The organism is Mesorhizobium sp. GW821-FHT04C10 (assembly GCF_059420305.1).
This window is the reverse complement of the sequence record NZ_JBWKTL010000001.1, coordinates 4,820,930-4,844,571: the sequence shown is the minus strand read 5'-3', so window position 1 is coordinate 4,844,571 and position 23,642 is coordinate 4,820,930. Positions and strand designations below refer to the sequence as shown.

The following is a 23,642-nucleotide window of genomic DNA, read 5'->3' as shown; positions in this document are numbered from 1 at the left end:
ACCGGGCGGTTTTTCTTTGCCTTTGCCGTGGTTTCCGGCTGAAACTGCATTAGAACGACGTGCGTCCTGTTGGACCAACAAGGTTCGCTCTGACGCTGATAGCGTTGTCGCATCGTGCTTTCCGAAATCGAACCGATTTTCGGGCCGATGCGACGTTAACGAGGAAAGAGATTAGATGTCGCTTAAGTCCCGCCTTGCCGCCGATGAAACGCTGATCACCGCCTGGTCGGGTGTGCCGGATGCCCTGACCGTCGAGATCCTCGCCAAACAGGGCTTCGACGCCGTCACGCTCGACATGCAGCATGGCGGCCATCATGAAGACAGCGTGCTGCGCGGTCTGGCGCCGGTGCTCGCCACCGGCAAGCCCGGGCTGGTGCGTATTCCCGTCGGCCGTTTCGACATGGCCAGCCGGGCGCTCGATTTCGGCGCCGAGGCGGTCATCGCTCCGATGGTGAATTCGGTGGCCGATGCAAGGCTGTTCGCCGCGGCGATGAAGTATCCGCCGCTCGGCGAGCGCTCATGGGGTCCGACCTATGCCTTTCCACGCCACGGCAAGGGCGACTATGCCGAATGGCTGCGCGATACCAACCAGCGCACGATGGCGTTTGCGATGGTCGAGACGCGCGCCGCACTCGACGCGCTCGACGGCATTCTCGACACGCCGGGCATCGACGGCATTTTCCTCGGACCATCGGATTTCTCGATCGCCTGGACCAACGGCGCCACGGTCAATTCCACGCTGGAGAGCATGATGGAGACGGTGGCGTCGGTTGCCGAGCGCACCCGCAAGGCCGGAAAACATGCCGCCATCTATGTCGTCGAACCGGCAATTGCCGGCCGTGTCGTCTCGATGGGCTATCGTCTGCTCGCCACGGGATCCGAGCATGCGTTGATTTCGCTGGGGGCAAAGACCCTGCTGAAGAGCATACAGGACTCGATCGGATCCTGAATCCAAGCCGGACCAACTGCCGTCACGGCGTCGGGCGGTCAGGCGCTCGCTGCAGCAGGCGCGGCGATAGGGCTGCCGCGCCTGAACCTGAACAGGGCGCCGAGCACCTGGACCCACCAGTTGTTGAAGGTCATCAGCGGCAACGCCACGAGGATGGAACCCAGTATGGCGGCGGCGGCACCGAGTGCGGTGGAGCCGCTGACCAGCAGGGCCCATGAACCCAGCGAGCAGATAACGGGTACATGCACGAGGTAGAGCGGGAAAGACAGGTCGCCCAGGAAACGTGCCCCCTTGCCCGAGAGCCATGATGGAGGCTCATCCACACTCAGCACTGCGTAGACCAACATGATGCTTGCCGGGATGGCCACGCAGGCTTGCCGTAGGCCGACATCATCAGAAACTGCGGTCTCAAGCAGCACGAAGGGCTGGTATATGCCGACAGCACTCCCCGCATAGCCCAGCAGCGCAAGGGAAACGATCACCATGGCGCCTCTTACCCAGCGATTCGGACGCAAACCCATGGCGAGAAGCGGATAGAGCATGAAGCTGGCCGGAAAGGCACAGAAGAAGAAGCTGACTTGCAGCGCCAGGAAGACGCCTGTCGCTATGCAGAACAAGGAGAGCAGCGTCCAGCGGCCTTGGAGGAAAAAGACGATCGGTGCGAGGGCGAAGGTGAGCATGCTCCCCCAGAACTCGACCATCATGGTCCACAGGCTGGTGTCATAATATTTGTCGCCGTAGATAAATGTCCGCCAGGCCCCCTGCAGGAAGGCGTCCGAAAAGCTCGCTGTCTCCGGCGACAGCACCTTCGAGGCATTGCCGAATCTGCCCAGCCACTCGGATTGGGTGACCGCAGCCGCATCCTGGAAGAAATACAGATCGAGCTTGAAGATGGCACAGGATAACAGAACCGCAACAAGCACTGGTCCGGCCAGACGAGGCAAACGCTTTATCGCACCCAGCAACAGGTCTTGCGCCTTTCGGGACTGGAAATAACGCCTGACAAGCACATAAGAAGAGAGGACGAAAAACAAGTAGACGGCAGAGCCGCCATTGAAGGCGATGAAAGCCAGACCTGTCTTGAGGGATTGCGCGGCGTTGTCTTCGCCCTCCGCTACCGGCGCAAAAGCGCGCAAAGTATGCCCATTCACGACGACAAGCGCTGCGGCACCCCTCAAGAATTCGAGTGAAGCGTCCTTGCGCAAGCGCTTACCTTCGTTTGAGCGTGAAGAGTTTTATTTAGCAATCTTGCATATTTGCACGTGACGAACAGAGTTCGCCCCGCGTAAGAAGTATCGCGAGCCGCCTTAAATTATTGTTTATTGGGACTCGACGGTTTCTTCGGGTATTTTCTGCGCCGGCTTTGGGCCTGAATCACAGATCCGTCAGGAACTTGGCAAAGGTCATCGAGCCTTCGGGCCAGGGGCCGAAGCCTGAATCCTGGTTGAGATGGCCGGTCTCGCCGGCATCGATGAACAGCGAACCCCAGGCGCCGGCAATGTCCTCTGCGACATCGAAGGCGCAGAACGGATCGTTGCGGCTGGCAATCAGGATCGAAGGAAAAGGCAGCGGCTCGCGCGGATAGGGGCCGAAGGTCATCAGGTGCTTCGGCTTGATCATGGGGTTGGCGACATCGGGCGGCGCCACGAAGAAGGCGCCGGCAACCGGCTTGACGAATTGCGGTATGGCCTGCACGGCCGCAGCCACACCCAGCGAATGCGCGACGATGACGACAGGCCTCTCGGCCTCGTTTACCGCCTTGGCCACACTTGCGGTCCAGTCGTCGCGCACCGGCTTCGACCACTCCGCCTGCTCGACGCGGCGCGCCGTCGACAGCTTCGACTGCCAGCGGGTCTGCCAATGCTCGGGTCCGGAATTGGTGTAGCCCGGAACGATCAGGATATCTGCGTCTTTGACTTTCATGGCGCTGAGATAGCGAGCGCGATTGTCTCATGCAACCGTCGACAGGCAAGCTCATGAGCTGAAATGGTGAACACCATGTTCGCTTTTCGCTGTCTTGTGTGAACGATGGCGATCGACGATCTGTGGTGAGGAGAAAAACAGCCGTGGAGGACCGGGATTTTGGCACTGACACGACGTACAATGATCGGCGGCGCCGGGCTTCTGGCTTTGGGAGCTTCATCAAGCGTTGCCGAAACGGAGACAATGATGAGTGAATTGCCATTTGCCGCCACCACGCCGGTGAGCGTTGCCCGCGTCGGGCTGAAGGCGCGCGATGCCGAAAGCCTCGCTGCCTATTACCGCCGGGTCGTCGGCCTGCAGGAATTGAGCCGTGCCGATGGCGCGATCACGCTCGGCGCCGCTAACCGACCGTTGCTGGTGCTCGAGCCGGATGCTTCGGCCAAGCCGGACGATCCGCGCAGCGCCGGCCTGTTCCACACGGCCTTCCTGCTGCCCAGCCGTGCCGATCTCGGCCGCTGGATCAACCACGCCATATCAGACAAGATCGCCATTGAGGGCGCCTCGGACCATTTGGTCAGCGAGGCGCTGTACCTGACCGATCCCGAAGGCAACGGCATCGAAATCTATGCCGACCGCCGTCCACAGGACTGGAAATGGAATGGTGACAAGGTCGCCATGGCGACGGAGCGGTTGAACGTCCCTGCGGTCGTTGGCGAAGTGCCGGCGGGCGATGCGGGCTGGCAAGGTGCGCCGGAAAACAGCATTATCGGCCATGTCCACCTGCGCGTCGGCAGGCCGGAAGAGGCAGAGGCCTGGTGGAACCAGGAGTTCGGCTTCGACACGGTGGCCAAGTATGGCGGCCAGGCGGTGTTCCTGTCGTCAGGCCATTACCACCACCACATCGGCGCCAATGCCTGGCAAAGCGCCGGCGCCGGCCGCCGCGACCCGGCCCGCTCGGGCCTTGCCTGGGTCGAGATGCGTTCGGACAATGTTACCGGCGAAACGACCCGCGAGGACCCCTGGGGCACCGTGATCAGGACTGTGCCTGGAAAGGCCTGATCGGCTTTTCCATCACAAGTGCGAATACGAAAGGCCCGCCGGCAAGGCGGGCCTTTTCCCTGAGGACTGGGCTCTCAAGCTTCCCCAAACACCCGCCTGAAGATCGTGTCGACATGCTTGGTGTGGTAGCCAAGGTCGAATTTCTCGCGGATTTCCGTCTCGGGGAGCGCGGCGGTCACTTCCTTGTCGGCCAAAAGTTCCTCAAGAAAATCAGCGCCTTGTTCCCACACCTTCATGGCGTTGCGTTGCACCAGCCGGTAAGAATCCTCGCGCGACAGGCCGGCCTGCGTCAGCGCCAGCATCACGCGCTGCGAATGCACCAGGCCGCGGAACTTGTTCATGTTCTTCAGCATGTTCTCGGGATAGACGACAAGCTTTTCGACGACGCCGGTCAGGCGTGACAGCGCGAAATCCAGCGTCACCGACGCGTCCGGCCCGATCATGCGCTCAACCGAGGAGTGCGAGATGTCGCGCTCGTGCCAGAGCGCCACATCCTCCATCGCCGGCAGCGCCATGGAGCGCACCATGCGGGCAAGGCCGGTGAGGTTTTCCGTCAGCACCGGATTGCGCTTGTGCGGCATTGCCGACGAGCCTTTCTGGCCCGGAGAAAAATACTCTTCCGCTTCCAGCACCTCGGTGCGCTGCAGATGCCTGATCTCGGTCGCCAGCCGCTCCATCGACGAGGCGATGACACCGAGCGTGGCAAAGAACATGGCGTGGCGGTCGCGCGGGATCACTTGCGTCGACACCGGTTCCGGCTTCAGCCCAAGCTTTGCCGCGACATGCTCCTCGACATAGGGTTCGATGTTGGCGAAGGTGCCGACCGCCCCGGAAATGGCGCAGGTGGCGATGTCTTCCCGCGCATGCACCAGCCGCTCGCGGCAGCGCGAGAATTCGGCATAGGCCTGCGCCAGCTTGATGCCGAAGGTTGTCGGCTCGGCATGGATGCCGTGGCTGCGGCCGATGGTGACGGTGTCCTTGTGCTCGAAGGCGCGTCGCTTGAGAGCGGCAAGCAGGCCGTCAATGTCGGCGAGCAGGATGTCGCTGGCGCGGGTAAGCTGGACCGCAAAGCAGGTGTCCAGGACATCCGAAGACGTCATGCCCTGGTGGATGAAACGCGCGTCCGGTCCGACGAATTCGGCAAGATGGGTCAGGAAGGCGATGACGTCATGCTTGGTGACGCGCTCGATCTCGTCGATCTTCTCGACGTCGAATTTCGCGGCATTGCCCTTTTCCCAGATGGTTTTTGCCGCTTCCTTCGGGATCACGCCGAGTTCGGCCAGCGCATCGCAGGCATGGGCCTCGATTTCGAACCAGATGCGAAACCGGGTTTCGGGCGACCAGATGGCGACCATTTCCGGCCGGGAATAGCGAGGGATCATCGGTCAGTCCTGATGTATCTAGAGCAATCCAGGAAAAGTGCGCAGCGGTTTTCCCACGGGAATTGCGAAAAAGAAGGAGTTAGAGCGGGTCGGCGGTTCTACCAAACGCTGAACCGCTCCGGGTTAGCCCGCGTCCTAACAGAGGCGGAGGAAATGCTCAACGCCGCTGCCGTGCAAACCAGAGGCTGGCGGCAAACAAGGCGATGAACCCAAGCGGAAAATAGAGCCGGATGCCCAGCACAACGAACTGGTAGAGCGCCACCGCCATTGTGAAGGCGAACTGAAACCCCCAGGTGAGAGTGAAGACGGGCGCATGCCATTCGGCATAGTAGGACCGGTACTGCAAGGCATAGAGTCCGGCGGTCAGCCCGATCGTCACGGCGGCAAGGCACACCATTGCTGCCGCGAAGGCGACCTCCCAGCCCCTTCCGAGCGAGACCAGCCGTGCCGCGAACAAGCCAACCGGAAAGGCCAGGGCGCCGCCGCCCGCGAACAGCAGCGACACTGTGCGGATTTTATCCGGCGTCACCCAACTATCCAGCAACGACAGGTTGACGAGCGCGCTGGCACCCATCGTGGCAGCCCACAGGAGGGCACCGAGAAGGGCCGTGCGCGGCGTTGGTGTCGCGTGGCGAAAGCGGGCGAGGGCACGATTGGATGTGGCGAGTTGAGCAAGCGGTGTCACAGGCGACCGGTCACCGCGATCCAGCGATAGTCCGGCCCCTCGAAGCCATACTGGCGCACAGCGATCAGCACCGCATAGGCGCTGAGGCTGTCCATCGAGAATGTCTGCACCGCGCCGATGCGGTAGCCGTTCGGACACCCCCGACTCTTGGGGATCGATTTGTCTTCATGCAGCAATTTGGTGGTGCCGCCGTCCTGCGCTTCGATGCGCAGCAGTTTGAAGCCATTGATCTCGCCCTGGCTCTGGCAGCTTTCGGTATTGTTCATGCCGATCTCGTCCAGCCGGAACTCGAGCGGCTGGTCGACCGGAGAGAAGATCGGTCGCGGATTGACCACCATGCGGTGCGGATCGGCCGAAAGCTCGGTCACCGGGTTGAAGCCGGCGGTGATGCCGCGATTGGCGCTCAGCTCGGTCTGGCTGACAATGGCCTCGCCCTTTTGCCGGACCTGCAGGCGGGCGCTGTCGAGCGTGGCATTCTCGTCGTCAAGCCGGACCCTGATTGGGGTGCCCTTGAGAAAGCTGTCATTGCTCGTGTCGATGTAATAGCGGTTGGCATAGGGAAAGCCCGACCCGTCCTGGACACCATATTCCTCGAAGGCGAACACGCCGCCGTCCTTGGTGAAGCCAAGGATTTCAAGCTCGGCGACATCGCCGGCCTGGGCGACGATCGATGCCGCAAACTGCACGGCCAGGGAAACGGCAAACAGGAAAAGCAGTCGCATTGTTTCACTCCGACAGCCGCGATCGTTCAATCCCTAGCACGACCGAATCAAAACGTCGTGCGGGTCGAAAGCCGATGCATCCAAACGGCTTGTCATTTGTTATTGTCGGCAGTCCCAATGGAGAACCACCATGACCGACACCAGCAAGATTCGTGAGCATATGGAAGTCGTCGGCGCCGATGGCGTGCATGTCGGCACCGTCGACAAGGTTGACGGCCAGCGTATCAAACTGACCAAGGCCGACAGCGGCGAGGGTGCTCACAAGGGCCATCATCACTACATTCCCCTGGCCTTGGTTGCCGAGGTCGACGGCAAGAAGGTCTGGCTGTCGGCGAATTCCGATGTCGCGGTGACGTTAGAGGAAGAAAAGTCCGATCCGACCTGATCGACGCCTTCAGCTCCGGCGCGACCAGACCGGGAACAGATCGTTCTCGGCTGGCGTCGCGGCAAACACGCCGCGGCTGATGGCGCGTGCCATGGTGGCGCCGGCCGCGGCATAGAGGTCGATTGCCGCATCGGCTTCGAGCCGAATGCCGCTCGTTCCCGTCGCCAGTGCAAACACGAGATCGCCATCGGCCGGCGTGTGTGTCGGCCAGATGGCGCGCACGAAGCCGTCATGCGCCGACATGGCCAGGCGCTTCGCCGCGGCCTTGGTGAGGACCGCGTCCGTGGCGATGACGGCAATGGTGGTGTTGCCGCCGGTTTCCATCTGCATGCCTGCCTGCTTGTCGCGGTATTTCAGCAAAATCCGCGTCGCATCGTCCGGCATCGGCGAGGGATAGCCAAGCCCGCCGAATTCGCCGCCGATTTCGAAGGGTGCTGCCCAGAAATGGCGGGTGCGGCCGACGGTCACCGATCCGGTCGGATTGACGGCGGCCAGCGCCCCGATGGTGACGCCGCTATCGAGCAGCGTCGAGGCCGAGCCCAGGCCGCCCTTCAGCCCCGCGGTCAGCGCGCCGGCGCCGGCGCCGGCCGTGCCGAGCTGGAAATCGGTGGCGGCGGATTGCGCTGCCTCATAGCCAAGGTCGCGGTAAGGGGGGTAGCGGCCCCAGTCTTTGTCGCCGCCATTGCGCAGGTCGAACAGGATCGCCGCCGGCACGATCGGCACGCGAAAGCCGCCGACCTCGAAGCCGATGCCGCGCTCGCGCAGCGCCGCCTGCACGCCGGACGCCGCATCAAGGCCGAAAGCCGAACCTCCCGACAGCACCACGGCATGGACCGCCTCGACCGAATTGTGCGGTTCGAGCAGGTCCGTCTCGCGCGTGCCCGGCGCGCCGCCCAGGATCTGGACACCGGCCACCGCCGGTTCGTCGCAAAGCACCGTCGTCACGCCGGACTTCAGCATGGCGTCGGAAGCGTTGCCGACGCGCAGGCCGGCAACATCGGTGATAAGATTGCGCGGGCCGGTGCGGAACATCAATTGCCTTCCAAGGGCACGAAACGCGTGCCGTCGAAGCGGAAGACGCGGTAGAGGCTCTGGCTGAGGTCGCCCTTGGCGTCGAAGCGGACTGGCCCGATCGCCGTGGTGAAATCATGGCCGGTCAGTGCGTCGGCGAGGGTCCCGCCCGATCTCCCGGACGAGGCCGCTGCGGCCTTGGCGATCTCTATCGCTGCATAGGCCGGCAGCGTGTAGCCGTCCGGCACGATTTTCTGCGCGGAGAAGTTTTCCAGCACCTTTGCGTCGGCGACATCGGCCCATTCCGGCGGTGCGATCATCAGCGTGCCCGTCGCATAGGGCACGTCAGCGGGTGGCGTGCGCAGATTTTCGCCGCCGGCAAAGACAATGCCGGCCTGGAGCTGCGCCGCGTCGCGGCCCATGATGGCGATGTCGTCGCCGTCGCCGCCGGCAAAGACATGCGTGGCGCCGGCCTTCTTCAGCCGCCCGATCATCCCTATCTGGTTGTCGAGCTGCGGCCGGAACGTATCGACGAACACCGGTTTCAGCGCCGCTTGCTCGGCGGCCGCGCGAAATGTTTCCGCCATCTCGCGCCCGTAGATGGTGCCGTCGTCGATGATGGCGAACAGCTCGTTCTGCCACAGGCGGGTGAGGGTGGAGGCGACGGCGTTGCGCTCGTCGTCGCCGCGCGGTCCGAGGCGATAGACCGGCCAGCCGGTCTTGGCGCGGCGGTCGGTCAGGCTCTCGGTTCGCACGCCGACGGTGATGACCGGTATGTTGGCTTCCTTGAGGATCGGCATCGCCGCCTCGATGGATTCGGTACAAAGGAAGCCGACCACGACACTGACCTTGGCCGCGGCAAAAACCCTGGCCGCGGCTGCACCGCCATCGGCGGTGCAGGCATCGTCTTCAGTCTTGAGTTCGATGCCGTTTGCCTGCGCCGCCAGCCCGGCGCCGGCCTGGATCTGTTTGCCGAGGATGGCCGATGGACCTGACAAGGGGGCGGCGACGCCGATCGTCAGCGTCTGTGCACCGGCGGTGCCGGTCAGGAACAGCCAGGCCAGTGCGGCCGATATCGTTGCCCCGGGTCGCATCCTGCCGAAGAGTTCCTCCAGACCCGCGATGACAGCGCGGGCGCCAATTACCGCCAAGACCTAAAGGCTGCCCGGCCTTGGTGCAACACGCGAATTCAGGGATATGGGCCAAGCACTTCGCTTGTGGCATGTCATGTCTGGCCATATATAGCGGTAGGGGTTCTGACTGTGGAAAAGTTCTTGTGCTGAAGAAGAATGACATTGGACCGCAGGCCTATCGCGACGCGATGAGCCATTTTGCCGGTCACGTCCATGTGGTCACGACAGACGGCCCTGCCGGCAAGCGCGGCACCACGGTGATCGCCGCCTGTTCCGTGTCGGACACCCCTCCGACCATCCTGGTCTGCCTCAACCGTGAAAATGCCAAGAATGAGCTGTTCGTGAAAAACGGCAAGTTTGCCTTGAACACGCTGGCTTCGCACCAGGAGCCGCTGTCGATCGGCTTTTCCGGCATTACCGGTCTGCCGGTCGAGGAGCGTTTTGCGCTCGGCGAATGGGATGTGATTTCCACCGGCGCGCCGACGCTCAAGGGCGCGCTCGCGGTCTTCGACTGCGAATTGATCGACACCAAGGATCTGGCCACCCATCGTGTGCTTTTTGGCAAGGTGACAGGCCTGCGCATGGGCGATAATTTGCGGCCGCTGATCTACCACGCCCGCGGCTATCACGTCCTGGACAGCGGAACGGCGGCGTTCACGGAGAAAGAATGACCGAGCTGAACCCGCGCCCCGTGCCGCGGACGATCGACGAGACGCTCGATCTCCTGACCGGCGCGGACTATGTGGCGGACCGGTCGCTGGCGACCGTGCTTTTCCTGTCGCTGCGCATGAACCGGCCCTTGTTCCTCGAGGGCGAGGCCGGAGTCGGCAAGACCGAAATCGCCAAGGTGTTGGCGCAGGCGCTTGGCCGCCGGCTGATCCGGCTGCAGTGCTATGAAGGGCTCGATGTCTCCTCCGCCGTCTACGAGTGGAACTACGCCGCGCAGATGATCGAGATCCGCATGGAGGAGGCGGCCGGCAAGGTCGACCGCTCCGCCATGGAGCGCAACGTGTTCTCCGAAAAATACCTGATCCGCCGCCCGGTGCTCGATGCGCTGACCGGCAAGGCAGGTGCCGCGCCTGTCTTCCTGATCGACGAGCTCGACCGCACCGACGAAGCCTTCGAGGCCTTCCTGCTCGAAATCCTCTCCGACTACCAGGTGACGGTGCCCGAACTCGGCACCATCAAGGCGGAAGAGCCGCCGATCGTCATCATCACCACCAACCGCACCCGCGAGATCCACGACGCTTTGAAGCGGCGCTGCCTCTATCACTGGGTCGATTATCCCAATGCCGAGCGCGAACTGGAGATCGTGCGCCGCAAGGTGCCGCGGGCCAACCAACGGCTTTCGGCGGAGGTGGTCTCCTTCATCCAGAAGCTGCGCCAGATCGAGCTGTTCAAGGTGCCGGGCGTTGCCGAAACCATAGACTGGGCCGGCGCGCTGACGGAACTCGACAAGGTGGCGCTCGACCCGGGGACCGTATCCGACACGATCGGCGTGCTGTTGAAATACCAGGACGACATTGCCCGCATTGGTTCGGGCGAAGGCCGGCGCATCCTCGACGAGGTCAAGGCCGAGCTCGCGGCGGCCGAGTAGCGCGATGAAGGCGCCGGGTGCTTACCCCAAAGAGGCTGACCCCACGGACGCGACGGCGGATGGGCGCATCGCCGACAACATCGTCTATTTCGCCCGCACCTTGCGCAAGGCCGGCATGCGGGTCGGGCCGGCTTCCGTCAAGGATGCCATCGAGGCGGTGCTGGCCGCCGGCATCGGCTCGCGCGACGATTTCTATTGGACCCTGCATGCCGTGCTGGTGTCCAGGCATGAGGATCACCCGACCTTCGACGAGGCCTTCCGGCTGTTCTGGAAATCGCGCGAACTGATCGAGAAATTGCTGGCGATGTTTTCCCCTGTGGCGCCTGACGTCAGGGAGAAGCAGAAGCCGCGCGCGGCCGAAAACCGTGTCAGCCAGGCGATGTTCGAAGGCCACCAGAAGAACCAGCCGCCGCAGGAAGTCCCTGAGATCGAGGTCGATGCCCGCTTCACCTTTTCCGGCAGCGAGGTGTTGCGGGGCAAGGATTTCGCCCAGATGAACGCAGCCGAGATGGCCGATGCCAGGAAGGCGATCGCCGAGCTGCGGCTGCCCGTCGACATGGTGCGGACAAGGCGCTTCAAGGCCGACGCGCATGGCCGCCGCATCGATCCGCGCGCCATGATGCGCTCAGCCGCGCGCACCGGCGGCGAATTGATCCTGCCGAAATTCCGCTCGGCGCGCGAAGTTCATCCGCCGCTGGTGGTGCTGGCCGACATTTCCGGCTCGATGAGCCAGTATACGCGCATCTTCCTGCATTTCCTGCACGCCCTGACGGAAAAGCGCCGGCGCGTGCACACCTTCGTCTTCGGCACGCGGCTGACAAACCTGACCCGGCAGATGCGCCATCGCGATCCCGATGCCGCCCTTGCCGACTGTTCGATGGCGGTCAAGGACTGGTCCGGCGGCACACGAATCGGTGACACGCTGGCCGAGTTCAACCTGATATGGTCGCGGCGCGTGCTGGGGCAGGGTGCGGTGGTGCTTCTGATAACCGACGGGCTGGAGCGTGACGATGTCGCCGGCCTCTCGGAGGAGATGGAGCGGCTGCACAAATCCTGCCGGCGGCTGATCTGGCTGAACCCGTTGCTGCGCTTTGATGGTTTTCAGGCGCGCGCCCGCGGCGTCAAGGCGATGCTGCCGCATGTCGACGAATTCCGCTCGGTGCACAATCTCGATGCGCTCGCCGACCTCTGCGCGTCACTCGACAAGAAGTCGGCACAATCGGTCGATCCACGCCGATGGATTGACGCTGGCGAGAGACACGCCGCATAGCCATATGTTTTCTCGGCCCTTGGAAAAACAGACCCTGAGAGAAGCAACGATGAGTGACAGTCTTTATCTCGATGAGGCCCGCGATCCGCTGATCATCGCGGAAGGTTGGATGAGGGACGGCAAGGATGTCGCTATCGCGACGGTGGTCGAGACCTGGGGTTCGGCGCCACGCCCGGTCGGCAGCCACCTTGTCATCGATGCTGACGGCAATTTCCACGGTTCTGTCTCCGGCGGCTGCGTCGAGGGCGCCGTGGTGACCGAGGCGATCGACGTCATCGGCTCCGGCAACGCCAGGATGCTGGAATTCGGCGTTGCCGACGAGACCGCCTGGCAGGTCGGCCTGTCCTGCGGTGGCCGTATCAAGGTTTATGTGGAAAGGCTTGGCTGATCCAATGGATCCCTACGCGCTGAAAACGCTCAACGAAGAGCGCCGCGCCCGCCGCGCAGCGATCCTCGTCACCGATCTCGGCGATGGCCGCGACCGCATCGTGCGTGAGGGCGACCAGGTCGCGGGCGATCTTGGAGCCGCGATCGCCAGGGCATTTCGATCGGGCAATTCCGGTTCCGTCGAGGCGGAAGGACGGACCTTCTTTCTCAATGCGCATCTGCCGCAGCCGCGCCTCGTGGTGATCGGTGCCGTCCATATCAGCCAGGCGCTGGCGCCGATGGCCAGGATCGCTGGCTATCCCCTGGAGATCATCGATCCGCGCACGGCCTTCGCCACATCGGACCGCTTTCCCGACATTGCCCTGCATGCCGAGTGGCCGGAGGATGTGCTGAAGCGCCAGCCACTCGACAGTTACACGGCGCTTGCCGCCGTCACTCATGACCCGAAGATCGACGACTTCGCGTTGAAGGCGGCGCTCGACGCCAACTGCTTCTATATTGGTGCGCTTGGCAGCCGCAAGACCCATGCAAAGCGCGTCGAACGCCTGCTGGCGCTGGGCGCGACTGCCGACCAGATCGCCCGCATTCATGCGCCGATCGGCCTCGACATCGGTGCCGCCAGCCCCGCCGAGATCGCCGTCGCGGTGCTGGCGCAGACCATCTACGCCTTCCGCTCGCGCGGCCTTGATGCCTCCGCATCGGCCCAAGGATCGGAATCGATTTTGGAGAAGCACGATGCGTAGATTCAAAGCAGCAGAGCGTTCTTTGCGCGTCCAAGTGGACGCGCGGCGCTCTGCGGGCGCTGTGGCGTGAAATTCGGTCCGGTTGCCATTGAAGAGGCCGAAGGCGCGGTGCTGGCGCACGCCACCACCGCCGGCGAAAAGCGGTTTCGCAAGGCGCACAGGTTGAGCGCCGAAGACATCTCCCTGCTCAAGCGGGCAGGTATCTCGCAGGTCGTCGCTGCCGTGCTTTCCTCCGAAGATCTCGGCGAGGACGCCGCGGCGCAAAAAATTGCCGAGAGCATGAGCTTCAGCGGCATCGATGTCAGGCCGGCCGCCACCGGCCGGGTCAATCTCCACGCCAGGGCATCGGGCATCTTCACGGTCGATGCCGCGATGATCGACGCCATCAACGCCGTTGATCCCGCCATCACCCTTGCCACGCTGGCGCAGCATGCGCCGGTCGAAAAAGGGCAGATGGTCGCAACGGTGAAGATCATCCCATTCGCGGTCAGCTCCGCGCTGGTCGATGCGGTCGCGAAAATCTGCGCCGGCGGCGAGATCTTTGCCGTCAATGCCTATCGGCCGGTGCGTGTCGGGGTCATCCAGACGGTCCTGCCGGGCATCAAGCCCAGCGTACTCGACAAGACGCTGCGCGTCACCGAGGCACGGTTGGCGCGTTCGGGCGGCAGGCTGACGGCGGAGCGCCGCACGCCGCATGAGATCGCGCCGGTGGCGCAGGCTGCGAGCTCGCTGGTGCGCGAGAACGACATGGTGGTGATCTTCGGCGCCTCGGCGATGAGCGATTTCGCCGATGTCGTTCCGGCGGCGATCGAGATGGCGGGCGGGACTGTCATCCGCGCCGGCATGCCTGTCGATCCCGGCAATCTTCTGGTGCTGGGAACGCTTGCCGGCAAGCGCGTCATCGGCGCGCCCGGCTGCGCCCGCAGCCCCAAGGAAAACGGCTTCGACTGGGTGCTTGACCGTCTGGTTGCCGGCCTCGACGTCACCGCGAAGGACATCGCCGGCATGGGAGTCGGCGGGCTGTTGATGGAAATCCCGACGCGGCCGCAGCCGCGCGAACCCCTGCCGGCCAAGACCCATCTCAAGGTCGCCGCCGTGCTTCTTGCCGCCGGCCGGTCGAGCCGCATGGGTGGACCGAACAAGCTCATGGCGCTGTTCGACGGCAAGCCGCTGGTGCGCCGCACCGCCGAGCGCGCGCTTGGCTCGAAGGTATCGGGCACGATCGTCGTCACCGGCCATCAGCGCGAACGGGTGCGCGCGGCATTGTCGGGTCTCGACGTCACCTTCGCCGACAATCCCGATTTCGCCGATGGCCTGTCCACCTCGCTGAAAGCCGGCATTGCCTATCTGCCCGAAGACATCGCCGCTGCGATGATCGTTCTGGGTGACATGCCTGGCGTTGAGTCGGACGATCTTGACCGGTTGATCGATGCCTTCCGTAGAGCCGGGGGCAATTCCGTGGTCCGCGCCTCGCATGCGGGCAAGCGCGGCAATCCGGTGCTTTTACCGCGCTCGCTGTTCCCGGCCATCGCCCACCTCGAAGGCGACACCGGCGCTCGCCATCTGGTCGAGGCCGAAGGGCTCGATGTCATCGATGTCGAGATCGGCGAGGGCGCGTCTGTCGATGTCGACACCCGCGAAGCGCTCGAAGGCGCCGGCGGCGTGCTGCAGGATTGACAAACCCGAGTTTCATTACGCATGCCTGCGTTATGGCTCTTCGTATCCTCTCCCCATTCCACGGCTTTCTGGTCGCAGCGTTTGTTCTTTGCGCTGTCGATTACGCCCATGCTCTCGAACTGAAACCCTTCAAGGATGATCTTTTCGCCTATCCGGCGACATTATCCACCGGCGACGGCGGCGCCTATACGGTCATCGACTATCGCGAGATGCGCGACATCAACCAGCGTGACGAGGTGCCGGAAAAGCGCGTCCACCCGCAATACACCGACGCCAGCGTACGCAAGGTGCAGCAGGATCTGATGTTGAAGACCGACGCCGGCGATGTCAGGCATGTCGCCGTCGGCAAGACGCAAGGCGCCGCGATCATCGTGCTCTACCTGCACGGGCAGGGTGGCAGCCGCAAACAGGGGGTCGACGACTTCACCTTCGGCGGCAATTTCAACCGCATCAAGAACCTGATGGCCGGCAATGGCGGTCTTTATCTCTCGCCGGATTTTCCCGATTTCGGCGACAAGGGTGCCGCACAAGTCGCGGCTCTGATCGATCACTATGCAGAGCAGTCGCCTGGCGCGAAGATCTTCGTCGCCTGCGGCTCAATGGGTGGTGCGCTGTGCTGGAAGCTTGCCGGGCGCAAGGATACGGGCGGCCGCATAAATGGCTTGCTGCTGCTCGGATCGCTATGGGACGAGAGCTTTTTTGCCAGCCCCGCCTTCAAACGCCGCGTGCCGGTCTTCTTCGGTCAAGGCAGCCATGACGTGGTCTTCCCCGTGGCGAACCAGGAAGCGTTCTTTCGCTCCATCCTGGCCAAATCGAAGACCTACCCGACCCGCTTCGTCCGTTTCGAGACGGGCACCCACGGCACGCCAATCCGCATGGCCGACTGGCGCGGAACGCTCAATTGGATGCTGTCGAAGGCGCCTTGATCGACTGGCTGGCCTGAAGCCGTTCGGTGCTCAAGGCGCGGTGTTGTAGTCGACAACCGTCTGCGGGTTTTCCTCGCCGTCATAGGACGCGTCGACATCATACTGGACCAGCGAGAAGTCGCCATTGCGGAACAGATAGGTGCCCGATGAAGAGGCATCTCCGACGCCGCGCCATTTGTCGAACGTCGTGATCGTGTGGGCATCCTTGTCATAGTTGGAATTGGTCGCCCAGCCTGTCGTCCGGAAGCCGACAATGTGCATGGATTCGACCTTGCCTTCGCTGTCATTGTTCACGTAGCGAATGTCCATCTCGGGCTCGGTGAACTGTAACTGCCGCACCCCTGACACATCGTCGCTCATGTAGTAGACGGAGTTTTCATTGTAGGCTGCGGCCGAGCAGGAGAAATGGAAGAGGCGTGTTTCCTTGTCGGGGTCGGCGGGCTGCGCATCCTTGTCCTTGTATTTGATCGAAAAAGTCTCCGGCTCATTGGCCAGAAGCTCCTTGTCGCACTGGTCGCCATAGGTCGCCAGGAATGCCTTCTTGGCCTGCTCCAGCGCGGTGTCCTTCTTGGGTGGCGGCGGGCCGTCGCCGCAGCTTGGCGGCACAGCTTCCTCGAAATTGGCGGTCGAAGGTTTCAACGCGCCTTTTTCGATGTGGATCGGATCAAAGGGCGGCGCCGCCTGGATCTGGGCATTCACCTGGCGCAGCGTGTAGCAGCCGGCAAAGACCTTTTCGCCGCCGCTCTTGTCCGTGGCACGAATGGCGACTGGGACGTTATAGAAGATGCTGCCTGCGGCACCTTCGTCCGAAATGGCACCGGTCGCGACTTCCACCTTGTTGGTGCCGTCATAGCCTTTGACGAAGCTGTCAAAATCCTTAGCCGGCTTCGTATCGCCGTAGTAACCCCAGGCGCGGGCGAATTCATGTCGGTTGATGGCGCTGTAGAGGGAGCGGATCACCGCCTCGGCGCTCGAGCGGTCGTCGACATAGGGCGCTTCGGGCGCGGTGTCATCGGCGGCCAGCGCCGTTTGGCCAGACATGGCAAGGGAGAGAAGGGAAGTCGCTGCGAGAAGGACGCGTCTCATCGGGAATCTCCGCTCGATAACGGAAATTCTACCACGGCGATTGCGGCGGCGTGGTGACGCGGTGCCCGCGGCGCTTGAAGAATCGTTCGCATAGGCGCTACGTCCCTTCGCCGGCACTCGGACCGGACAGGAGATTTGACGTGACGATATCGATGTATGAGGCATCCGTGCCCGTGTTTTCAGCCAGGCTGAAAGCACTTTCCAGTGTGCTGGTGGCTGCCGAACAAAACGCGCTTGACCGCAAGATCGACCCGCAGGTGTTTTTGACGGCGCGGCTTGCGCCGGACATGTTCGCGTTGACCCGGCAGGTGCAGATTGCCACCGACCATGCAAAGGGGGCGCCGTCGCGCCTGGCCGGCCGCGAGGTGCCGAAATACGAGGACAATGAGGCAAGCTTTGCCGATCTCGAGGCGCGGATAGCCAAGACGCTCACGCTTCTGGCAACGTTCTCGGCCGCCGATATCGACGGTTCCGACGACAAGGTGATCGAGTTGAAGCTTGGCGGGCGCGAAACGACGTTGGGCGGCATGCAGTATCTGCTGCATGTGGCCATGCCCAACTTCTACTTCCACCTCACCACCGCTTACGACATCCTTCGCCACAATGGCGTGCCGCTGGGCAAGGCGACATTCCTGGGATCGCGTTGAGCGGCTGACGTTTCGAGATGTCCCGGATCGATCCGGGACATCTCGCAGGCTGCTTTAGCGAATGGACATTTCGCGGGCGATGCGCGGAAAATCGGCGGGTTTGATGCCGATATCGGCGCGGTCGGCATTGCTCATCGAGTGAAGCAGCGCGAGCGCCGCGCGGTATCTCAGATGTTCCTGTGGACGCGGCCGGGCGAACATTTCCGTGAAGAAACCCATGATTCAGGCTCCTGATTGGTCCTCCACGGCTGCCAATATAGGTGAATCGTGACAATTGTGCAGTGCAGCATTTGCATGCCTGCTATGTCCGGATGATTTTCATCAAACTTTTTTGCGGACCAGTGAAACTTCCGGGCCGCACGAACCGTAGGCTTCGACGCTGGCTCATGGCCAGTTTTTCCTCGCCACTCCTGGCGAATTTCCGGACTGCATGAAAGTGCAGTCCGGCTTTTTGTTTGAGCGCCCGGTGCGATCCTTCGAATGGCTAAATTCATCAAGATCGGTGGTATGTATTTTTAACGAGCCGGTTCTATGTTCCTGGAAACCTGACAGTCGGGCAAGGGGAGGCTGACATCGCTACCAGCGCCAAGCGCGATTTTGCTTCGCTGCTCGACGACCTCTTCGTTGCCTCCGACAAGGGCGACGGCATCGAGGGCGACGAGGCCGGTGCGCGTCCTTCCATTCCATTCGACTATCTCTCGGTTGCCGATGAACTCCATTCCGGCCGCATAAAAGTATCGGCCGCCGAATATCGCGAGGCCGGCGCTGATCTGGCGAGCGAATTCGCTGCCTTGCTCGACCACGCCAAACTGGCCCTGGCCGGCGAGGAACCCAAGCCTGAGGAAAAACTGCCGCCGATCGATCCTGAATCGATCGCGGCCGAACTGGGGCTGGACAAGCCCAAGGGCGTTGCCGATTTCGGCCGCATGCGCCGCAGCTTTGCTTTCAGCAACCATCCCGATCGCGTCGCCCCGCATCTGCGCCAGCGCGCCATGATCCGCATGCAGGTGGCCAACATGCTGATCGACGAGGCCAAGCGCCGCGCAGTGGCCGGCGCTCGCCGCTAGTCAACCAGCGCTGGTTCACGCAAAAGTCGGCCTGGCGAGGCTTGGAGAGCGCCTTGGCTTTCCCTATAGATGCAGCCTCCCGCGCACGCTTTCCCTCCGGAGCAGAATTTCATGCACAAACGCCGTCTCGGTCGGACCGATCTTCTTGTTACCCAGATCTGCCTTGGTTCGATGACCTGGGGCCAGCAGAACACCGAAGCCGAGGGCCACGCCCAGATGGATTTGGCTTTTTCGCGCGGCGTCAATTTCATCGACACCGCCGAGCTCTATCCGATCCCGCCCAAGGCGGAGACGCAAGGGCGGACGGAAAAGATCATCGGCAGCTGGATGAAGGCCAAGGGCAACCGCGACCAGGTGATCCTGGCCTCCAAGGTCGTTGGTCGCACAGCCAATAACTGGTTTCGCGGCGACAGGCCGTCGCAACTGGTGCGCGCCGATATTCTTGACGCCATCGACAAGTCGCTGGCCAAGCTCGGCACGGACTATCTAGACCTCTACCAGATCCACTGGCCGGAGCGGGACATCCCCTGGGGCGCCAACCCGACGCGTGTCGGGGCGGTGGCGCGGCGCGCCGATGCTGACGGCGCACCAGCCAACGAAACGCCGATCGCCGAGACGCTTGGCGTCTTCGATGAATTGGTGAAGGCAGGAAAGATCCGCCATTTCGGCCTGTCGAACGAAAGTTCCTGGGGCGTCATGCGTTACCTCTCAGAGGCCGACAAGGGGATCGGCCCGCGCGTGGACTCGATCCAGAACGCCTACAATCTCGTCAACCGCACCTTCGAGGTGAACCTCGCCGAGGTCTGCGAGCGTGAGGACGTCTCATTGCTTGCCTATTCGCCGCTGGCGCAAGGCTATCTGACCGGTAAATACGACCATGGCGCCCGACCGCAGGGCTCACGCTCGCAGCTGTTCAATCGCGGCCAGCGCTACGAGACGCCGAATGCCGCCGCGGTGCTGCTCGAATACAATGAGCTGGCGCGCACCTTTGGCCTGGAGCCGGCCTTGTTTGCCAACGCCTATGTCTCGAGCCGACCCTTCGTCACGTCGAATATCATTGGCGCGACAACCATTTCGCAACTCGAAATGGCATTGTCTTCGGTGGATGTTGTCTGGACCGAAGAGATGCAGAAGGCGGTGGATGCGGTCCACCAGCGGGTCGGCAATCCCTGTCCCTGATTGGAGGGGATGGATTATCGAGGAATAACAAAAGGGGGTGGAGACGATGGTGGACTTTCCGATAGAGGCCGTGCGCGGAAAATTCCCCGCACTTTCCCTGAGCGACAAGGGACGCCGCCGCATCTATCTCGACAACCCGGCCGGCACGCAGGTGCCCCAGGCCGTCGCCGATGCGGTATCGCGCTGCCTGCTCACGACCAATGCCAATCTCGGCGGCTACTTCGAAACGACGGTCGCCGCCCAGACCGTGGTCGACGAGGCGCATCAGGCTATGGCCGATTTCCTTGGTGCCGCGAGCCCCGATGAAATCATTATCGGCGCCAACATGACGACGCTGACCTATCATATGTCGCGCACGCTCGGCCGCTCGCTGAAGCCCGGCGACGAGATCATCCTCACCCGCATGGATCACGAAGGCAATGTCTCGCCCTGGCTGCAACTGGCCGAGGACCTTGGCCTCGTCGTGCGCTGGCTGCCATTCGATGAACAGAGCTGGCAGGTCGAAGAGGCGACCCTGGCTGGTCTGCTCTCCGACAAGACACGGCTGGTCGCATTGAACTACGCCAGCAACCTGACCGGCTCGATCAACCGGGTCAGGTCGTTGACTGCCATCGCAAAACAGGCCGGCGCGCTGGTCTATGTCGACGCCGTGCAGTTCGCGCCGCACGGCTTGATCGACGTGCAGGACCTCGGCTGCGATTTCTTGATCTGCTCGGCCTACAAATTCTTCGGCCCGCATATGGGCATATTGTGGGGCCGGCGTGACGTCATCGAAGGCCTGAAACCCTATAAATGCCGCTGTTCGTCCAATGGCCTGCCGGAGCGATTCGAGCTTGGCACGCCGCAGATCGAGCTGATGGCCGGCCTCACGGCGGCGGTCGATCATTTTGCAGGGCTGGGCGAGGCGGCGGGCGAGACTGGCTCGCGCAGGCAAAAGATCGCCAAGGCGTTCGAAGTGTCCATCGCCTATGAAAACCCGCTGGCGCAAAGACTGATCGATGGCCTGTCCGACATTCCAGGCCTGACAATCCATGGCATCACCGATCCGAAGCGGCTCGGCGATCGCGTGCCGACAGTCTCGTTCACCGTCGACGGCATCGTACCGGAGACGATCGTGCGGCAGATGAATGCCGAGAACATCTTCCTGTGGTCAGGCCACAACTACGCCTGGGAGATCGTCCACCAACTCGGCATTCCAGCCGAGCAGGGCGTCGTGCGCATCGGTATCGCCCACTACAACACGGCGGCTGAGATCGACGAGACGCTGGAGAGCGTGCATCGGGTCATCGCCATGCTCAGGCAGCAGCGTTCCTGACGCAAGCGTGAACCGTCACCGCGCCTTGCCGCCGAAGCCGGTGAGGAAGGCGGTGAGATTGTCGCCAAGCGCGTCGCAGAGATAGCCGCCTTCCTGGACGATCACCGTCGGCAGGCCAAGCTTTGCGATCGCTTCGCCAATGCGTGAGAAGCCGGGCGTCGTCACCGAAAGCCCGCCGAACGGGTCGCCCTCGAAGGCGTCGAGGCCGAGCGCCACGACCAGCGCATCCGGTGAAAAGGCGCGGATGCGCTGGAAGGCCACCGCCAGCGCTTCCAGAAACGCCGCGTCGGCGGATTTGCGCGGCAGCGGCAGGTTGAAATTGTAGCCGAGGCCCGCGCCTTCGCCGCGCTCGTCGGCGTGTCCCCAGAAGAACGGATAGAAGCGCACCGGATCGGCGTGCAGCGAGACTGTGAGCACGTCGGGCCGCGCATAGAAGATGCCTTGCGTGCCGTTGCCGTGGTGCAGGTCGACATCGAGGATCGCCACACGTGCTGCCTGCTTGCGCAGCACCTGCGCCGCGACCGCCGAATTGTTGATGAAGCAGAAGCCCCCGGCGACATCGGAAAAGGCATGATGGCCGGGCGGGCGGCACAGCGCATAGGCCGCCGGCGCGCCAGCAATTACCGTTTCAGCGGCTTCGACCGCGCTCCAGGCGCTCCACAATGCGCTGTGCCAGGTCTCGCCCGAGATCGGGCAGGCTGTGTCGGCCATATGGTAGCCGGCCTGGCCAACCGCCGAGGCCGGATAGGAGCCGTTACGTGCGATCGGGTGGATGTTGGGGATCACTTCGGCGGACGCGCCGTCGATGCGTTGCCAGCGCTCGAAAATGTGTTCGAGGAAGTCGAGATATTCGGGCGTATGCACGGCGGCAACCGGACCGAGCCCGTGATTTCGCGGTCGCTCGATCGTGCAGCCGGCGGATTTTGCGCCGGCTAACAATCTTTCGACGCGCTCGGGTTTTTCCGGGTTTGGCTGCGGCGCGCCGCTGGAAAGAAAGGCCTTGGGGTCGTGCCGCTTCTGCTCCTCGGCATAAAAAGCCTTCATTCCTGTCCCCCATTTTCCGGCGCGCCGGCGAAGGCAAAGAAGGCTTCGCCGACGATCTTCTGCGTTTGTTCGTAACTCGACCAGGCGACGCCAAGCTTCTCGTAGAAGGCCTTGGCGCCTTCATTGTCGGTGTCGACCGACAGCCTGAGATAGACGCCGCCTTCTTTCCGGCATTCCGCCGCGACGCGCCGCAGCAGCCGTTCGCCGATCTTGCGGCCGCGAAAGCGGTCCTCGACATAGAGGTCCTGCACATAGACGCCGGGCCGCCCCATCCAGGTCGAGAAGATCGGGAAATGCAGGCAGAGGCCGGCGAACTCGGCGCCAATCTCGGCAATCAGGGTCGAGAAGGCGGGCTTTTCGCCAAAGCCGTAGCGGCGGAGATCATCTGATGTGGACGTGATCTCCTGATGCGCGCCGATATGGGTGCCGAGTTTGAGAAGGGCGGCGTGGATCGTTTCGGCGTCTTCGATCCGTCCGGGGCGGATCAGGACGTCACTGAGGGTTGGATTGGTCACGGTCTTGCCTCAAAACGCCACCCGGTCGCCGCCTTTGAGCGCCAGCATGTCGCGCGCCTCGGCTGGCGTGGCAACCTCCAGCGACAGCCCGTCGAGAATGCCACGGATACGGCGCACCTGGTCGGCATTGGATTTCGCCAGCTGGCGGCCATCGTAGAGACTGTCTTCCAGCCCGACACGGACGTTGCCCCCCATTGCCGCGGCGATCGAGATCAGCGGCATCTGGTTGCGGCCTGCGGCCAGCACGGAGAACTGGTAGCTGTCGCCGAACAGTTTGTCGGCAATCCGCTTCATATGGATGAGATTGTCCGGGTCGGCGCCGATGCCGCCCAGAATACCCAGCACGAACTGGATGAACAGCGGCCCCGACACCAGGCCCCGATCGCGGAAATGCGCCAGCGAATAGAGGTGGCCGACATCGTAGCACTCGAATTCGAAGCGCGTGCCGCAGCCCTTGCCCAGCCTCTCAAGCACGCCCTCCATGTCGGCGAAGGTGTTCTTGAAGATGGTGTCGCGGGTGGCTTCGAGCAGCTTTGGCTCCCACTCATGCTGCCACTCCCGTGGCTTGTCGAGCATCGGGAACAGCGCGAAATTCATCGAGCCCATGTTGAGCGAGCACATTTCGGGCTCGGCTCGGAGCGGGGCCTCCAGCCGCTGGTCGAGTGTCATCAACGAGGAGCCGCCGGTGGTGATATTGATCACCGCGTCGGTTGCCTGCTTGATGCGCGGCAGGAACTGCATGAACACGCCCGGATCGGCCGTTGGCCGTCCGTCCTTGGGGTCGCGGGCATGCAGATGCAGGATCGAGGCGCCGGCTTCCGCTGCCGCGATCGCGTCGGTCGCGATCTGGTCCGGCGTCACCGGCAGATAGGGCGACATTGACGGCGTGTGCACCGAGCCGGTGACGGCGCAGGTGATGATGACTTTTCGCGGCGCCATT

26 protein-coding genes are annotated in these 23,642 nt (G+C 62.9%); 14 read left to right on the top strand and 12 right to left on the bottom strand.

Annotation, left to right across the window (positions count from 1 at the left end):
- Nucleotides 1-175: 175 nt before the first annotated feature.
- Complete coding sequence (locus AC07UC_RS23625; RefSeq protein WP_202322888.1) at nucleotides 176-949, top strand: HpcH/HpaI aldolase family protein; 774 nt, start codon at nucleotides 176-178, stop codon at nucleotides 947-949.
- Between the two features lie 38 nt (nucleotides 950-987).
- Here AC07UC_RS23625 and AC07UC_RS23620 read toward each other — a convergent pair whose 3' ends face one another.
- Nucleotides 988-2,154, bottom strand: coding sequence for an acyltransferase family protein (locus tag AC07UC_RS23620; RefSeq protein WP_494907578.1), 1,167 nt, complete (start codon nucleotides 2,152-2,154; stop codon nucleotides 988-990).
- Nucleotides 2,155-2,323: 169 nt separating this feature from the next.
- Nucleotides 2,324-2,872: an RBBP9/YdeN family alpha/beta hydrolase gene (locus tag AC07UC_RS23615; RefSeq protein ID WP_140767817.1), complete on the bottom strand. Its 549-nt coding sequence runs from the start codon at nucleotides 2,870-2,872 to the stop codon at nucleotides 2,324-2,326.
- 246 nt (nucleotides 2,873-3,118) lie between these two features.
- Between AC07UC_RS23615 and AC07UC_RS23610 the strand changes: the two genes are divergently transcribed.
- Nucleotides 3,119-3,931 carry a VOC family protein gene (locus AC07UC_RS23610; protein ID WP_494907577.1) on the top strand — a complete coding sequence of 271 codons (813 nt, stop codon included), beginning with the start codon at nucleotides 3,119-3,121 and terminating at the stop codon, nucleotides 3,929-3,931.
- A 74-nt stretch (nucleotides 3,932-4,005) separates the two neighbouring features.
- Here the strand turns inward: AC07UC_RS23610 and purB are convergent, their stop codons facing one another.
- The 3 genes from purB to AC07UC_RS23595 form a co-directional block, all read right to left on the bottom strand.
- Complete coding sequence (gene purB, locus AC07UC_RS23605) at nucleotides 4,006-5,313, bottom strand: adenylosuccinate lyase (protein WP_494907576.1); 1,308 nt, start codon at nucleotides 5,311-5,313, stop codon at nucleotides 4,006-4,008.
- Between the two features lie 157 nt (nucleotides 5,314-5,470).
- The gene (locus AC07UC_RS23600) at nucleotides 5,471-5,998 is read right to left on the bottom strand and encodes a hypothetical protein (protein ID WP_494907575.1); all 528 of its coding nucleotides are present in this window, start codon (nucleotides 5,996-5,998) and stop codon (nucleotides 5,471-5,473) included.
- Nucleotides 5,995-6,720, bottom strand: a complete 726-nt coding sequence (locus AC07UC_RS23595) for a DUF2259 domain-containing protein (protein WP_494907574.1) — start codon at nucleotides 6,718-6,720, stop codon at nucleotides 5,995-5,997. The genes AC07UC_RS23600 and AC07UC_RS23595 overlap by 4 nt, the downstream gene beginning before the upstream one ends.
- Before the next feature lie 130 nt (nucleotides 6,721-6,850).
- Here AC07UC_RS23595 and AC07UC_RS23590 point away from each other — a divergent pair, with 130 nt between their 5' ends.
- The gene (locus AC07UC_RS23590) at nucleotides 6,851-7,105 is read left to right on the top strand and encodes a DUF2171 domain-containing protein (RefSeq protein ID WP_494907573.1); all 255 of its coding nucleotides are present in this window, start codon (nucleotides 6,851-6,853) and stop codon (nucleotides 7,103-7,105) included.
- Between the two features lie 9 nt (nucleotides 7,106-7,114).
- Here AC07UC_RS23590 and AC07UC_RS23585 read toward each other — a convergent pair whose 3' ends face one another.
- Nucleotides 7,115-8,137 carry a P1 family peptidase gene (locus tag AC07UC_RS23585; RefSeq protein WP_494907572.1) on the bottom strand — a complete coding sequence of 341 codons (1,023 nt, stop codon included), beginning with the start codon at nucleotides 8,135-8,137 and terminating at the stop codon, nucleotides 7,115-7,117.
- The gene (locus tag AC07UC_RS23580) at nucleotides 8,137-9,210 is read right to left on the bottom strand and encodes a branched-chain amino acid ABC transporter substrate-binding protein (RefSeq protein ID WP_494907571.1); all 1,074 of its coding nucleotides are present in this window, start codon (nucleotides 9,208-9,210) and stop codon (nucleotides 8,137-8,139) included. The genes AC07UC_RS23585 and AC07UC_RS23580 overlap by 1 nt, the downstream gene beginning before the upstream one ends.
- 182 nt (nucleotides 9,211-9,392) lie before the next feature.
- On the opposite strand from AC07UC_RS23580, the gene AC07UC_RS23575 reads away from it, so the two are divergent.
- From AC07UC_RS23575 to AC07UC_RS23545, 7 genes are all read left to right on the top strand, one after another.
- Nucleotides 9,393-9,920, top strand: coding sequence for a flavin reductase (locus AC07UC_RS23575; protein ID WP_494908976.1), 528 nt, complete (start codon nucleotides 9,393-9,395; stop codon nucleotides 9,918-9,920).
- The gene (locus tag AC07UC_RS23570; RefSeq protein ID WP_494907570.1) at nucleotides 9,917-10,846 is read left to right on the top strand and encodes an AAA family ATPase; all 930 of its coding nucleotides are present in this window, start codon (nucleotides 9,917-9,919) and stop codon (nucleotides 10,844-10,846) included. Before AC07UC_RS23575 ends, AC07UC_RS23570 begins: the two co-directional genes overlap by 4 nt.
- A gap of 4 nt (nucleotides 10,847-10,850) precedes the next feature.
- A complete protein-coding gene (locus AC07UC_RS23565) occupies nucleotides 10,851-12,116 on the top strand; it encodes a vWA domain-containing protein (RefSeq protein WP_494907569.1) in 1,266 nt (421 codons plus the stop codon).
- Nucleotides 12,117-12,165: 49 nt separating this feature from the next.
- Nucleotides 12,166-12,504: an XdhC family protein gene (locus AC07UC_RS23560; protein ID WP_494907568.1), complete on the top strand. Its 339-nt coding sequence runs from the start codon at nucleotides 12,166-12,168 to the stop codon at nucleotides 12,502-12,504.
- A 4-nt stretch (nucleotides 12,505-12,508) separates the two neighbouring features.
- Nucleotides 12,509-13,246, top strand: a complete 738-nt coding sequence (locus AC07UC_RS23555) for an XdhC family protein (RefSeq protein ID WP_494908975.1) — start codon at nucleotides 12,509-12,511, stop codon at nucleotides 13,244-13,246.
- 66 nt (nucleotides 13,247-13,312) lie between these two features.
- Complete coding sequence (locus AC07UC_RS23550) at nucleotides 13,313-14,923, top strand: NTP transferase domain-containing protein (protein ID WP_494907567.1); 1,611 nt, start codon at nucleotides 13,313-13,315, stop codon at nucleotides 14,921-14,923.
- A 32-nt stretch (nucleotides 14,924-14,955) separates the two neighbouring features.
- Complete coding sequence (locus tag AC07UC_RS23545) at nucleotides 14,956-15,849, top strand: alpha/beta hydrolase family protein (RefSeq protein ID WP_494907566.1); 894 nt, start codon at nucleotides 14,956-14,958, stop codon at nucleotides 15,847-15,849.
- Between the two features lie 30 nt (nucleotides 15,850-15,879).
- On the opposite strand, the gene AC07UC_RS23540 is transcribed toward AC07UC_RS23545, so the two are convergent.
- On the bottom strand, nucleotides 15,880-16,935 hold the full coding sequence (locus AC07UC_RS23540) for a DUF1176 domain-containing protein (RefSeq protein WP_494907565.1): 1,056 nt from the start codon (nucleotides 16,933-16,935) through the stop codon (nucleotides 15,880-15,882).
- A 140-nt stretch (nucleotides 16,936-17,075) separates the two neighbouring features.
- Between AC07UC_RS23540 and AC07UC_RS23535 the strand changes: the two genes are divergently transcribed.
- Entirely contained in the window at nucleotides 17,076-17,582 is a 507-nt protein-coding gene (locus tag AC07UC_RS23535; protein ID WP_494907564.1) for a DUF1993 domain-containing protein, read from the top strand.
- A 54-nt stretch (nucleotides 17,583-17,636) separates the two neighbouring features.
- On the opposite strand, the gene AC07UC_RS23530 is transcribed toward AC07UC_RS23535, so the two are convergent.
- Entirely contained in the window at nucleotides 17,637-17,801 is a 165-nt protein-coding gene (locus AC07UC_RS23530) for a hypothetical protein (RefSeq protein ID WP_081294723.1), read from the bottom strand.
- Nucleotides 17,802-18,187: 386 nt separating this feature from the next.
- Between AC07UC_RS23530 and AC07UC_RS23525 the strand changes: the two genes are divergently transcribed.
- From AC07UC_RS23525 to AC07UC_RS23515, 3 genes are all read left to right on the top strand, one after another.
- The gene (locus tag AC07UC_RS23525; protein ID WP_172352985.1) at nucleotides 18,188-18,649 is read left to right on the top strand and encodes a hypothetical protein; all 462 of its coding nucleotides are present in this window, start codon (nucleotides 18,188-18,190) and stop codon (nucleotides 18,647-18,649) included.
- A gap of 111 nt (nucleotides 18,650-18,760) precedes the next feature.
- Nucleotides 18,761-19,828, top strand: coding sequence for an aldo/keto reductase (locus AC07UC_RS23520; RefSeq protein ID WP_494907563.1), 1,068 nt, complete (start codon nucleotides 18,761-18,763; stop codon nucleotides 19,826-19,828).
- A gap of 46 nt (nucleotides 19,829-19,874) precedes the next feature.
- Complete coding sequence (locus AC07UC_RS23515; protein ID WP_494907562.1) at nucleotides 19,875-21,143, top strand: cysteine desulfurase-like protein; 1,269 nt, start codon at nucleotides 19,875-19,877, stop codon at nucleotides 21,141-21,143.
- A gap of 15 nt (nucleotides 21,144-21,158) precedes the next feature.
- Here the strand turns inward: AC07UC_RS23515 and AC07UC_RS23510 are convergent, their stop codons facing one another.
- Genes AC07UC_RS23510 through kce form a run of 3 tightly spaced genes read right to left on the bottom strand, consistent with a single transcriptional unit; the run spans nucleotide 21,159 to nucleotide 23,641 of the window.
- Nucleotides 21,159-22,187, bottom strand: coding sequence for a histone deacetylase family protein (locus tag AC07UC_RS23510; RefSeq protein ID WP_494907561.1), 1,029 nt, complete (start codon nucleotides 22,185-22,187; stop codon nucleotides 21,159-21,161).
- Complete coding sequence (locus AC07UC_RS23505) at nucleotides 22,184-22,702, bottom strand: GNAT family N-acetyltransferase (RefSeq protein ID WP_494907560.1); 519 nt, start codon at nucleotides 22,700-22,702, stop codon at nucleotides 22,184-22,186. The genes AC07UC_RS23510 and AC07UC_RS23505 overlap by 4 nt, the downstream gene beginning before the upstream one ends.
- A 9-nt stretch (nucleotides 22,703-22,711) precedes the next feature.
- Nucleotides 22,712-23,641 (bottom strand): 3,5-dioxohexanoate:acetyl-CoA acetone transferase, encoded by a 930-nt coding sequence (gene kce / locus AC07UC_RS23500; RefSeq protein WP_494907559.1) that lies wholly within the window; start codon nucleotides 23,639-23,641, stop codon nucleotides 22,712-22,714.
- Nucleotide 23,642 lies beyond the last annotated feature (1 nt).